Annotated in this window: 12 protein-coding genes; 2 read left to right on the top strand and 10 right to left on the bottom strand. The window is 60.9% G+C overall.

What is annotated here, in order from left to right; genetic code table 11:
* Nucleotides 1-165 precede the first annotated feature (165 nt).
* Entirely contained in the window at nt 166-414 is a 249-nt protein-coding gene (locus tag P3T16_RS25445; RefSeq protein ID WP_429253992.1) for a hypothetical protein, read from the bottom strand.
* A 596-nt stretch (nt 415-1010) separates the two neighbouring features.
* On the opposite strand from P3T16_RS25445, the gene P3T16_RS25440 reads away from it, so the two are divergent.
* A complete protein-coding gene (locus tag P3T16_RS25440; protein WP_429344385.1) occupies nt 1011-4004 on the top strand; it encodes an acetoacetate--CoA ligase in 2994 nt (997 codons plus the stop codon).
* Entirely contained in the window at nt 4001-4774 is a 774-nt protein-coding gene (locus P3T16_RS25435) for a 4'-phosphopantetheinyl transferase family protein (protein ID WP_429344384.1), read from the top strand. The genes P3T16_RS25440 and P3T16_RS25435 overlap by 4 nt, the downstream gene beginning before the upstream one ends.
* A gap of 15 nt (nt 4775-4789) precedes the next feature.
* On the opposite strand, the gene dhaK is transcribed toward P3T16_RS25435, so the two are convergent.
* The 9 genes from dhaK to P3T16_RS25390 form a co-directional block, all read right to left on the bottom strand.
* Nucleotides 4790-5779 carry a dihydroxyacetone kinase subunit DhaK gene (gene dhaK / locus P3T16_RS25430; RefSeq protein WP_429253989.1) on the bottom strand — a complete coding sequence of 330 codons (990 nt, stop codon included), beginning with the start codon at nt 5777-5779 and terminating at the stop codon, nt 4790-4792.
* A 17-nt stretch (nt 5780-5796) separates the two neighbouring features.
* A complete protein-coding gene (gene dhaL / locus P3T16_RS25425; protein WP_429344383.1) occupies nt 5797-6426 on the bottom strand; it encodes a dihydroxyacetone kinase subunit DhaL in 630 nt (209 codons plus the stop codon).
* On the bottom strand, nt 6423-7451 hold the full coding sequence (locus P3T16_RS25420) for an ABC transporter ATP-binding protein (protein WP_429344382.1): 1029 nt from the start codon (nt 7449-7451) through the stop codon (nt 6423-6425). The genes dhaL and P3T16_RS25420 overlap by 4 nt, the downstream gene beginning before the upstream one ends.
* Entirely contained in the window at nt 7444-8547 is a 1104-nt protein-coding gene (locus tag P3T16_RS25415; protein ID WP_429344381.1) for an ABC transporter ATP-binding protein, read from the bottom strand. The genes P3T16_RS25420 and P3T16_RS25415 overlap by 8 nt, the downstream gene beginning before the upstream one ends.
* Nucleotides 8548-8549: 2 nt before the next feature.
* Nucleotides 8550-8747: a hypothetical protein gene (locus P3T16_RS25410; protein WP_429253985.1), complete on the bottom strand. Its 198-nt coding sequence runs from the start codon at nt 8745-8747 to the stop codon at nt 8550-8552.
* Nucleotides 8744-9697 (bottom strand): carbohydrate ABC transporter permease, encoded by a 954-nt coding sequence (locus tag P3T16_RS25405; RefSeq protein WP_429344380.1) that lies wholly within the window; start codon nt 9695-9697, stop codon nt 8744-8746. Before P3T16_RS25405 ends, P3T16_RS25410 begins: the two co-directional genes overlap by 4 nt.
* Complete coding sequence (locus P3T16_RS25400) at nt 9694-10650, bottom strand: carbohydrate ABC transporter permease (protein ID WP_429344379.1); 957 nt, start codon at nt 10648-10650, stop codon at nt 9694-9696. Before P3T16_RS25400 ends, P3T16_RS25405 begins: the two co-directional genes overlap by 4 nt.
* Before the next feature lie 75 nt (nt 10651-10725).
* On the bottom strand, nt 10726-12054 hold the full coding sequence (locus P3T16_RS25395) for an ABC transporter substrate-binding protein (protein WP_429253982.1): 1329 nt from the start codon (nt 12052-12054) through the stop codon (nt 10726-10728).
* 111 nt (nt 12055-12165) lie between these two features.
* Nucleotides 12166-13185: a LacI family DNA-binding transcriptional regulator gene (locus P3T16_RS25390; RefSeq protein WP_429253981.1), complete on the bottom strand. Its 1020-nt coding sequence runs from the start codon at nt 13183-13185 to the stop codon at nt 12166-12168.
* Nucleotides 13186-13259: the final 74 nt, after the last annotated feature.

Genomic DNA, 13259 nt, shown 5'->3' with positions numbered 1-13259 from the left:
CAAAATTTAAAGTAGTCGGTATGACAACATCGGGAAGCGCACGATATCGGCCTGTCGCGGCGTTCGGGCAGGAGGATGGTGAGGTGCGAGCGTGGTGAATGTATTGTTTTCGATGCTGCCGCAAGCGCGCATCAAGCCGCTTCAGGAGAACGCGACGCCGCCGTTCTATCCCGGCGCGCCACCGACAATGAAGTTGTCGATCAGCAGCTGGAGGTCTCTCTCATTGGGTCGGGTGCCCCATCGGCTATGCCCGGAAACGGACGCTATGGCGACCCATGAGTGAGGAGGAAACCATTCCGCCCTCACAACTCCCCCGCCGATGATGCGCAAACGCCCGGTATCGCAGAAGAACTCGGCGCGGATCGATTCACCATCGACTATCCTGCTTGCGACAACCGGCACGGCCTCAAGCATGACGTCCTCCAGTTTCTTCGCGTCGCGTGGCGCGCGTTGCAACGCAAGTTATATGCCGCGTTGAGCAAACGCTCGACCAGCGGTCTTCTGTTCAATTGTGCACTGGAATGCGTGCTTTATTGTGACGCGGAGCGTGCTGACGCATCGCACAAAACCGCGCGTGACGGCACCTGTCCGGTGCTTCACAACACACGACCGTTGCGCTGGCGAAGCAGGAATCGAAGTGCGCTTCGTGGTCCGGGATGCTGTGTTTTAGCGGTCATCCGGATCAACGCAGCCGAACCGCGCAGAGTGTGTTTTCGTACATAGCAAACAATTGCGAGCTTCTAGTCTGGACTATCCGAACACACGCAATCGCGTGGTCCTGAGCGTTTCTGCAAGTCAGTCAGACTCAATAGCGTGGTCAGTGCCAGGCGGAGCCTTGACAAAAAAAATGTTGCCTTCGAGGCATCGCAAGGTCTAAACGGCGTTCGCCACGTCTACGTGGAACCTATATGGAGCGCCGTCAAATGTTTGACACAATGCCGCACCACAGCATCGCTACGACACGCGTCCCGTTTTATCGCAGCATGCCCGGGCAGATCGCAGCGTCGCAAATGACTGCATTTACCGCGGCATTGCAGCTTCACACCGGAAAGGTTTTCACCGATTACGAGGCGCTACACGCGTTTTCGGTGCACGAGTACCGCACGTTCTGGCGATACTTCGTGGAATGGTCGCAGGACCTCGCCTGGTCCGGCAGCACGGAGCCCGTGTGCATCGGGGATGAGTGCGAACGTGCGCGCTTCTTTCCACACGTTCAGCTCAACTACGCAGACAATCTGCTTGGACTGTCCGTCGCGCCGGCAGACTCGCCCGCACTGACCGCATGTCACGCGAACGGCCGGCGTGTACGCCTGACGCGCGGCGAATTGCGTGATCGCGTGACGCGCCTCGCGCACGCGCTTTCCACGTGGGGACTGCGCGAAGGCGATCGCGTGGTCTGCGTGATGCGCAGCGACGCTGATGCGATCGTCACGGCACTGGCCGTTACGGCGCTCGGCGCGACACTTTCGACGGCGGCGCCCGAGATGGGCGCGGAGGCGCTGATCGATCGTTTCGCACCGCTCGCACCGCGGTTGCTGTTCGCACACACCGCACCGCAGCGTTTCGACGCCAACCCGGTTGCGACGAACATAGCCGATCTGGCGGCTGTGTTGCCGTCGCTGCAAGGCATCGTCTGCCTGGATGACGGCGAGTTGCCTGACAGCGTCACGCAGCCGGTCTTGTCGCTGCATGAACTCATCGAAGGCGGCGAAGCTGCCCGCTTCGTGTGGCAACGTTTTCCGTTCGAGCATCCGCTCTTTATCATGTTTTCGTCGGGCACCACTGGCAAGCCGAAGTGCATCGTGCACAGCGCTGGCGGAGCGCTGCTCGAACATCTGAAAGAGCATCGGCTGCACAGCGATCTGCGACCCGGCGATCGAATGTACTTCCACACGAACTGCGCATGGATGATGTGGAACTGGCAACTCTCGGCACTTGCGTCAGGTATCGAGATCGTGACTTACGATGGTCCGATTCTGGCCGTCGATACCTTGTGGAGACTTGTCGCGGACGAGCGCGTTACTGTGTTCGGCACCAGCCCCGCGTATCTGAAGATGTGCGAGGACGCGGGCCTCTCGCCAGGGAAGCAGTTCGATCTCGACGCGTTGCGCACCGTGATGTCCAGCGGTGCCGTGCTCTACGACAGCCAGTTCGACTGGGTGCGCGACCACGTCAAGCCACTGCCCGTGCAGTCGATCTCGGGCGGCACGGACATACTCGGCTGCTTCGTGCTGGGCAATCCGAGCCTGCCGGTCTACGCGGGCGAAGCGCAATGCAAGAGCCTCGGCCTCGATGTACAGGCATGGCGCGACGGCGCGCGCACTAGTGGAATCGGCCAACTGGTCTGCACGCGTCCATTTCCGTCTCGTCCTCTCGGCTTTCTCGGCGACGCAGACGGCACCGCCTTTCACGCTGCCTATTTCGCCGCCAACGCTGGCGTCTGGACGCACGGCGACCTGATCGGGTTTTCACCGGAGGGCAGCGCCCGGTTGCACGGCCGGTCTGACGGCATGCTGAATGTCCGCGGCATCAACGTTGGACCGGGCGAGATCTATCGGGTGCTCAACGGCACCCCCGAGATCCGCGAAGCGATTGTGGTCGAGCAACGCTCAAGTCATGCGTTGGCACAGCGCTCGCCATCGGGGAGTATTGATCCGGCGATGATCGTGCTATTACTGGTCCTGCGCGATGGCGTGACGTTGACGGCCGAGCTGACCGCGCGTGTGCGCCGCGAACTCGCGCAACGTGCGTCGGCCGCGCACGTGCCCGACCGGATCATCGCGGTGAGTGAATTGCCGGTTACGCACAATGGCAAACTGTCTGAAGCGGCCGCGCGCAATGCGGTCAATGGAGTGCCGGTCGGAAACGCTTCCGCGTTACGCAACCCGGCGTGCCTCGACGCGATCAGAAAGCAGACGGCCCCGAACCCGGCAACCCGCGAATTGCCGCCCGCCGGCGCATCGCGCGAAGAACTCGAGCGATACCTGCAGTCCTTGTGGGGGAACCTGTTCGACTTTTCCCCGATCAGGTCCGACGACAACTTCTTCGAGCTCGGCGGCAATTCGCTGCTCGCGGCGCGGTTGCTCGCCGATGTGCGCCACTCAACCGGGCGCGCAATCCCCCTCGCCACCATGCTGATCGCGCCGACGATCACGCGGCTCGCCACTGTGATCGAAAGCGGGACATTGCCAGCGTCTTCGCCGATGCTGGTGCCGGTGCGCGCCGGCGTCGGCACACCGCTATTTCTCGTGCATGGCGTAAGCGGCACGGTGATGGAATGCTGGGCGCTCGCGGGTGCATTGCACAGCGCCCGTCCGGTCTACGGACTGCAGGCGCGCGGCCTTGACGGCGACCAGCAGCCGCAACGGCGCGTCGAAGACATTGCAGCCAGCTATATCGAACAGATTCGCACCGTGCAGCCATCGGGCCCTTACGCCGTTACCGGCTATTCATTCGGCGGTCTGATCGCGTTCGAAATCGCGCAGCAGCTCCAGCGTGCAGGCGAAGAAATCGAACTGCTGTGCCTGCTCGATACGTACGTCCATGAAGACTGTCTGCCGTGGCGCGCACGCATTCGTCACCAATGGAGCTATGTGAGCGATCACTGGCGAAAACTGCGTGCGGTACCGGTGACGCAACTGCCAGGCTATCTGCGCGAAAGGGCGTTGGGCGCGGCCGATCTCATCCGGATGCGCGTCGGGCGTCTCGCGCATCGTCCCGACAGCCACAATGCATCGATGCCGCCCGTCCTGCAGCGCGTCCGCGAAACCATGCGTGTTGCGATGACGATCTACCGGCCCCGTCCGTATCACGCGGGACCGATCGTCTACGTGCGCGCTGCCGTCGGGCAGAACGGTCGCGGCGATCCGCTGCCGCTCTGGCGACGCGTCGCGCGCGCCGGCCTGGAGGTCGTAGAAGTATCCGGCGACCACAACGGCATGATCGCAGAGCCGAACGTGCATGTCGTCGCGGCCGTGCTCGACCGTGGACTGGCCGCCCTATGACACCACGTAGCCGGCCGCCGGCATTGCAATGCAGCAGTCGCCTGTCGCTACCGAACAACGCCGTAGCGCTGTGGACACTGAGGGACGATCTGATCGAACCGATGTGCTCGGCGCTCGCGTACACGCTTTCGCGCGACGAACGGGCACGCGCCCGCACCTATCGGCAGGAACGGCATCGTCGTTGTTTTATCGCGCGACGGAGCGTGCTCCGCTGGCTGATCGGAGGCTATCTGTCCTGCAAGCCGGAGTCATTGCGCTTTAGCGTCAGTGACTTCGGAAAGCCGATCCTTCTGTGGCCTCGCGCTGCAGGCTTCGCGTTCAACCTTGCACACACCGAAGGCCTGACGCTGTTCGCATTCGCATGGGCCCGCTATCTCGGCGTGGATGTAGAACGCCGGATTGATGGCATGGACATCAATGGCCTTGGGAGCGGCATATTCTCTGCAATCGAAACCGCAAGGCTCGACGCTGCACAACCCGATCCGTTAGCGACCTTGCTTGGCATCTGGACCCGCAAGGAAGCGTTGCTGAAGGCGCTCGGTACGGGTCTGTCCGGCGATCCGACTGCCTGGGTAACAGAAGACGGGCCATGTCCAGGTAACGGCCGCTGGCGCGCCTCGCGCAACGGCATCCCCATTTCGGGCTGGACGTGTCTCGATCTCGTGCTGGGGCAGGACATCCGCGGTGCGCTCGCGGTGTCGCACGAAGGCGTGCGCGTCATGGTGCATCGTTGCCAGATGACGAACGAGCTCGCCTCCCTGTGTCACTGACGCTTTTCTCCCAGCCTATCTGCCCCACCGCAACCCCGGCGTATGCACCGCGCTATCCCAGTGCCGCATCATTTCATCATCGAGCACGCATAGCGTGATGGACGCACCTGCCATTTCAAGCGACGTCGTCAGCGGGCCGACCTGCGCGCGCGCTATGCGCAGGTCGCGTTTCTGCAGCCACGCGCGCGTCGAGTTAAAGAGCAGATAAAGCTCGCCGAGCGGCGTGCCTCCAAGGCCGTTAACAAGCACCAGCAACTGCGCATCCGCCGCCGGTTTCAGATCGTCGACGATCGCGGTCAGCAACTCAGCCACAATCGTATCGGCGGGCGCAAATTTCGCGCGACGCCGTCCCGGCTCGCCGTGAATGCCTACACCGACTTCAATTTCGTCATCGCCGATCTTGAACGTCAGCGTTCCCGCCGCCGGCACCGTGCAGCTTGTGAACGCAACGCCCATCGAAGCCGTCCGCTTGTTGATCCTGTCGCCAAATGCCTTGCACTCTTCCAGATTCGCGCCGCTTTCCGCCAGGCTACCGACCAGCTTTTCGACGATCACCGCACCTGCCACGCCGCGCCGTCCGGTTGTATAGCTGGAGTTTTCGACGGCGACGTCATCGTTAATCAGCACCATCGCGTTCGGCACGTCCGACATCTCGGATGCCATTTCGAAGTTCATCAGATCGCCCGAATAATTCTTGACGATGAACAGCACGCCCGCGCCGGTATCGACAGCTTTTGCGGCAGCCATCATCTGGTCCGGCGTCGGCGACGTGAAAATCTGCCCCGGACATGCCGCATCGAGCATGCCATAGCCGACAAAGCCAGAATGCAAGGGCTCGTGTCCTGAACCGCCCCCCGAAATCAGCGCAACCTTTCCGGGCTTAAGATCCTTGCGCCGGACAAACAGCGGTTCCTGGTTGAGCACGACGAGATCGGCATGCGCACTTGCAAACCCGGCGAGACTCTCCGCAAGGAAATCGTCGACGTGATTGATAAATTTCTTCATGGTCTCCGCTCCTTTCATTAGCTGCTTTGCGCGAGCCGCGCACATACCGCCGTGATCATCAACTGGCTCGAACGCGCACCCGGATCGATATGCCCGCGCGAACGCTCGCCCAGAAACGATGCACGTCCTTTAGTGGCGAGCATGTCGCGTGTGGCCAGCATGTTTTCCTCCGCGACCTGCGGCAGTGCATCGAGCACCGCGCGTTTCGGCTCGCCTGCCGCGGCAAGTTCATCGAAACGGATTGCGACTGGAATCAGCACGTCCATCATCGTCTTGCTGCCTACACCTGTCTTGCCGCGTTGCCCAACCGCTTCCACGCCCGCGGCATAGATGCGTGCAAATCCTGCGACGTCCATCGCATTGCCCACAGAGGCTTTCGACATGCCGTTCAGCAATGAGAAAAACAGCGGCCCTGATGATCCTCCGACTGTCGAGAGAACCTTCGCTGCAGCGATTTCAAGTGATGGTCCAAAACCTTCCGCTTCGATCTCGGCGCGCACCGCGAGCAGCGCCTCCATGCCGCGCAGCAGATTGAAAATGTGATCGCCATCGCCGATCTGCTGGTCGAGCAGCGCGATCTCCTCAGTGTGTTCCTTTAGCGATGCATACGCGGCGTCGATGCACGCCATGACCGTTTTGCCGTTCATGTCGGGATCCTCCTGCCGTCGGCACGGAAATAGAGAAGGCTGCGCGGTGGCAACGAAACGCCTACCGATTGCCCTGGAATGAAGTTGCGCTCGGCAACGGTTGTCGCGACAACCGCCGTTCCTTCGCGATCGAGAATCAGCAAATGACGTAGCGGCGAATATTCCAGCACCTTCAGATTCAACGCGTCGCCCGTGTGTTGCGACGCTGCGTCGTGCAGCACAATGTCCTCAGGACGGATTGCGACGGTCGCCGTGCCCGCCGGCATCACCGCGGAATCGAACAGCGCGGGCGGCAACAGGTTGATCGGCGGCGAGCCAAGACGCTGCGCCGCGCCCAGTGACACAGGATTTCCATAGACCTCGCGCGGCGTGCCCAGCTGCACCAGACGCCCATGCTCGAGGATGCCGATGCGGTCGGCGAGCGTCGTCGCTTCGACCTGATCGTGTGTCACATAGACGATCGTCGCGCCGATCGTGCGATGCAGCCGCTTGAGCTCGATGCGCAATTCCTCGCGCAACTTGGCGTCGAGCGATGAAAGCGGTTCGTCCATCAGGAACGCCTTGGGTTGCCGCACGAGCGCGCGTCCAATCGCAACGCGCTGCATTTCGCCACCAGACAGATGCGTCGCCATGTTGTCGAGCTTCGATTCCATGTGCAGCATTTCCGCGACGGCCTGAACGCGTGCACGAATATCAGTTTCGCTACTGCGTCGTCTCGGCGAACGCAACGGGAACGCGAGATTGCCGAACACGGTTAGATGCGGATACAACGAATACTGCTGGAAGATAAACGCGACATCGCGATCGGACGGATGCACATGAGTCGCCACTTCGCCGTCGATCAACACATCGCCGCTGTCGGGCTTCTCAAGTCCAGCGATCAGTCGCAGCGTTGTGGTTTTGCCTGCGCCACTTGGCCCGAGCAGCACGACGAATTCACCATCCTTCACGTCGATCGACAGATCATCCACCGCGACGATATCGCCAAAGCGTTTCGATACATTGCGCAACTGGATTTCAGCCATGGCTGTCTCCGTTAGCGGGAATCGCAGGCGCCGCACTGGGTAGCAGGCGCTCGGTGACGGCGTCGTAGAGCAGCGTGCGTTCCGTGCGGAACGACAGGCCCACCTGCGTACCCGCAGGCAGGCCGTCGTCCTTGCCGGCCCGCACCCGCACGATGCCGAGCGCGGTCTCGATCACCAGCACCTGATGTGAGCCGAGATATTCATCGGCAATGACCTTGCCGCGCAGCGGGCCGAGATCATCGATAAACACGTGCTCGGGACGAATGCCCAGCAGCACACTGGCCGCGCCTGCATCGCAGCGCGGCACAGCGACCGGCGCGCCACGCAGAAGCACCTGCTCGCTGCCCGCCTCGACGCCACCGTCGACGCGCAGAAAATTCATCGGCGGGCTGCCGATGAAATTGCCGACAAACACCGTCGCCGGGAAGTGATAGATCTCGTGCGGCGACCCGGACTGCAGCACTTCGCCCTTGTTCATCACGACAATATCGTCGGCCATCGCCATCGCTTCGCTCTGGTCATGCGTGACGTAAACCGTCGTCGCGGATAGCGCGTTGTGAAGCTTGCGCAACTCCAGACACATCAGTTCACGAAAGTCGGCGTCGAGCGTGCCGAGTGGCTCGTCCATCAAGAAGGCTTTCGGTTGCCGCACGATGGCGCGGCCCAATGCAACCCGCTGGCGGTCGCCACCCGAAAGGCCGCCCGTCTTGCGATCAAGGATGTTCTCGATTCGCAGCATGTGCGCGGCCGCAGCGACGCGCGTCGCGATCTCCTGACGCGACACATGCTCGTTCTTGAGCGGAAACGCGATGTTGTTGCGCACCGTCATATGCGGATACAGCGCGAACATCTGAAAAACGAAGGCGATATCGCGTTGCCTGGCGCGAAGCGCGGTTACGTCTTCACCATCGATAAGAATCTGGCCCGATGTGGGCAACTCCAGGCCGGCGATCATCCGCAGCGTCGTGGTCTTGCCGCAGCCCGACGGGCCAAGCAGCACGACGAAGCGGCCCGCGGTGATCGTCAGACTGGTGTCGCGCACGGCGGTGAAATCACCGAAGCGTTTGTGCAGGTTGGCGAGAACGATCGTGGACATGATCAATCGGGAAAATGGCTGGTGACGACGAACGCAAGCGCGCCAGCCAGGATGACGGGAAACGACCAAGTGAAGAGCGCGAGCGAAAAAGGCTGAACCAGCATCGCCGTACCGACGCCGATCAACACGGTCGACGCGCCTTCGCTATAACCGCGCCGCAGGAAGCGTCGGCGTGACGGCAGGACAGAGTCATGTTTCATTTGCGCACCGCTCCGAAGGTAATGCCGCGCAGCAGATGCTTGCGCAGCACGACGGTGAAGAAGAGGATAGGCAGCACGAAGAGCGTGGTCGCCGCTGCGACCGCGGGCCAGTCCTGACCACCTTCGCCGATGATGAACGGGATGAATGGCGGCATCGTCTGCGCGTCGCCACTCGTGAGCAGCGAGGCAAACGCGTATTCGTTCCACGCGAAGATCAGGCAGAAGATCGCGGTCGCAGCAATGCCGGTGATCGCCTGTGGCAGCACGACCTTCACGAATGCCTGCAACCGCGTATAGCCATCGACCAGCGCCGCCTCTTCGTACTCACGCGGAATCTCGTCCATGAAGCCCTTGAGCAGCCATACCGCCAAAGACACATTGACCGCCGTGTAAAGCACGATCATGCCGACATAACTATCGCTAAGACCCAGCGCTCGGTACATCAGGTAGATCGGAATGGCGACGGCGATCGGCGGCATCATGCGCGTCGACAGAATGAAGAACAGCAGGTCGTCCGCTAGCGGCACCTTGAAGCGCGAAAACGCGTAAGCCGCGAGCGTGCCGAGAAACACCGCCAGGAACGTCGAGCCAAAGCCGATCACCAGCGAATTCATGAAGCGCGGCAACACTTTCGACGGGCCCGCAATCACCATATTGCGTTTGCGTACGTCACGTTCATACCAGGTCTGCGCGGGCGGCAGGCTCGCGATGAACTCTGGCGTTTGACGCGAGCGGATCGTGAAGAGATTGACGTAGCCTTCCATCGAAGGATGAAACAGTACGACGGGCGGATACGCGATCGCGTCTTCCTGAGACTTGAAGCTGGTGAGGAAGATCCACACCATCGGTAACGTTGCGATCAACGCATATGCGATGACGATCGTGGCCGCTACGCGCTTGCCACGCGGCGTCGCCGCCACGACTGAATGTTGGGAGGTGGTCGGTCTCATCGCTGTTTCACCCGGTTGAGCGCCTTCACGTAGATGTTGGCCGCACCGAACACCGTGACGAACAGGATGATCGCCAGCGCCGACGAATAGCCCGTTTGCCACTTTTCGAACGCGGCGCGCTTGAGCGTGATCGATACGGTTTCCGTCACCGAACCCGGTCCGCCGGAAGTCAGCAGATTCACCATGTCGAACATCTTGAAGTTCTCGATGCCGCGAAACAGCACCGCGAGCATCAGGAACGGCAGCGTCATCGGCAGCGTGATCGACCAGAACTGGCGCCATGGTGTTGCGCGATCCACTTCTGCAGCTTCGTAGATGTAGTCGGGAATCGAGCGCAGGCCAGCAAGGCAGATCAGCATCACGTACGGCGTCCACATCCATGTGTCGACCATGACGATCGTCCACGGCGCGAGCGGCACATCGCCGATCATCTGGAACGAGCCCGGCGCGATGCCCGTGAAGAAACCGACGATGTCGTTGAAGAGACCTGTCTGCGGTTGCAGCAGAAACGTCCAGAAGTTACCCACGACAGCAGGCGAAAGCATCATCGGCAGCAGGATCAGCGTCGTCCAGAAACTGTGACCGCGAAACTGCCGGTTGATCAGCAATGCAAGGCCGAATCCGAGCAGCACTTCAAGCCCGACTGACCAGAACACGAAGCGCGCAGTAACCTGCATCGCGTACCAGATATCTTCATCGGTGAGAATATCGACATAGTTGTCGATGCCGACAAAGCGCGCAGGCACGCTCGGCATATTCGACTTGAAGTTCGTGAACGACAGCCGCAACGCCCAGATCAACGGAAAGATGTTGATCGCGAGCAGCAGCAGGATCGTCGGCAGAATGAAGATCCATGCGATCGTTCGGTCTGACAGTCCGCGCAGACGCGCACTGATACGCGTCTGCGCGGCCGTTTCAATACCGTGCGGCGGAAAAGGCTTGTTTGCCAACATGCCTGCCTCCTTCAAGCGGACCAGCAACCGCTGTTGCCCACGCTTAAGCGGTTACTGGCCCAGTCCTCATACGTGTTACTTGCCTGCACCCTTGAAGACCTTGTTCCAGTCCTTGACGAGCAGATCGAGTGCGTCCTTCGCGGAGCCCTTGTCGGCCACCACGTAGTCATGCACACGCTTTTGCATGTCGAGCAGAAGTTCGGCATACGCGGGCTCGGCCCAGAAGTCCTTCACGATCGCCATCGACTTCAGGAACGCGGGCGCAAACGGCTGGCTCTTGGGAAAGTCCGGTGCATCGACCACCGACTTCGCCGCCGAATAACCGCCCAGCTGCCACCACTTCTTCTGGACGTCACCCTGAGCAAACCACTTGATGTACTCAAGCGCGTCGTCCTTGTGATCCGAATACGAGACGACCGAAATACCCTGTCCACCAAGCTGCGTGAACTGCTTCGTCTCCTTGGGATTCACAAAGAAGCCGATCTTGTCGCCGCCGACATTAGGGTCCTTGTAGAGGCCCGGGAAGAACGCGAACCAGTTCATCTGCATCGCGACCTGGCCGGACTTGAACGCGTCCAGGCCTTCCTGCATGTAGGCGTTCGTCATGCCCGGCGCCGTGCAGCACTTGTAAAGCGCCTTATAGAACTCAAGGCCTTTAATGGCGCCCGGAGAATTGACAAAGCCATCGAGCTGGTACGGCTTCTTCGGGTTCTCGTATTCGAAGCCGAAGTTGTAGAGCATGTTCGTCACGCCCATCGTGATGCCTTCAGAACCGCGCTCGGTAAAGATGTAAGCGCCATATACCGTCTTGCCGTCGATCTTGCGGCCCTGGAAGAACTCGGCCGTCTGCTTCAGTTCATCCATCGTTGTCGGCGGTTCAAGTTCGCGTTTATATTTCTGCTTGAACTCCGCGCGCAATTCGGGCCTTGCGAACCAGTCCTTGCGATATGTCCAGCCGACCGCATCGGCCATCGCAGGCAACGCCCAGTAGTTCGGCGTATTCTTCGGCCACTCCGCATAACCGACAACCGTCGCCGGCACGAAGTCATCCATCGAGATCTTGTTCTTCGTGAAGAAGTCGTTGAGCTTGACGTAGTGACCATTCACCGCCGCGCCGCCGATCCACTGACTGTCGCCGATAATCAGGTCACACAGCTTGCCGTGCGAATTGAGTTCGTTGATGAAGCGATCGGCGTAGCTCGTCCATGGCACGAACTCGAACTTCATCTTGATGCCGGTTTTGGCGGTGAAATCCTTGGACAGTTCGACGAGCGCGTTGGCCGGATCCCAGGCCGCCCAACATAGCGTCAACTGCTTGCCCTGTGCGTGCGCGCCGCCAGCCATGCTGAGCCCCAGCGATAGCACGACCGCAGCCATTACCCTTGCTGACGTAAGACGTAACATGAATCTTCTCCTTGTGTCCTTCCGGTCTCCAACCTGTCAAGCAGCGCCCATGCGCCGGGCACCGGGTTTCGGCTCTTGCGGATTCAGCTAGCGGTCCGCGTGTCGCGAGCGTCAGGCATGCGCATTCTCACGAAGATAAATTCGGGTTTCCGGCGTCGGAATGGCAAGGGCGCCCCGCACGTCGTTCAGAAAGTTGATAGCAGCAAGGCCCGCCCAGTGCACGATGCCGCGCACATCCTGATCGAGGATCACGTCGATCGCGCGCCCGGATAGCTGTGTGCGGGTCTCTGCGGTGCATTCGTGGCCGACCACAATGAGACGCGCCTTGTCGCCGGATTCCTGCAATGAAGCAGCAATGCCGGAAATACCGCCGCCCGTCGCATACACGCCGACCAGATCCGGATGACGCGCGAGCAGCCCCTGCACGGCGAGACCGGCGCTATCGTCGTCTTCGGCGAAGTCGGGTTCGGCGACCCAGCGCAGATTGCGAAAATCCTCTTCGAGCACCTGCGAAAAGCCGGTGCGCCGTTCCACCTGATCGTGCAGACGCGATGAAGCGGAGAGCACCGCGACCGTGCCGATGCGCGCGCCGAGAAAGCGGCCCATCAACAATCCCGCAGTACGCCCGGCAATGCGGTTATCTACGCCGACATACGCGGCACGACGGCTCGACGGCAGATCGGAGAACACCGTGACAACCGGCACGCCCGCATCGTTCATCTCTTCGATAAAGCGTTCGACCCATGGGTAGTCGAGTGGCACGAGCACAAGTGCGTCGTAATCGACGGCCTGCTCAGCGAAGGTCGCCGTGTCGCGCTGGCTGGAGAAATCGCATCGATAGAACGATGGCGTGATGCGATGCTCGCGAAAAAAGCTCGCCGACAGCGCAATGTCGCGCTCGACGTGATCGAGAAAGCGGGAATTGACTTGCGGCAGGACGAAGGCCACGCGAAATGCACTGGGCTTGGCAGGACGTCCGCGACTTGCGCGTTCATCGCGCAGGTTCGCGAGCGCGAGATGCACACGCTCAGCCGTCTCCGGACGCACCGCCTGGTCGTCGCGCAGCACACGATCGACCGTGGCCACACTGACACCCGCACGACGCGCAATCATCATACGTGTAGCCGGCATGGGTCTCCTCCGTTGCCGCGCTCTGCATCTTTTATCGATGCCGCTTTACATCAAGTTAGTTTTTTCCTGCACGA

Origin of the sequence: Paraburkholderia sp. GAS42, from assembly GCF_050436565.1 — a bacterium.
Lineage (GTDB): Bacteria > Pseudomonadota > Gammaproteobacteria > Burkholderiales > Burkholderiaceae > Paraburkholderia.
This window is presented reverse-complemented; position numbering and strand designations above follow the sequence as displayed.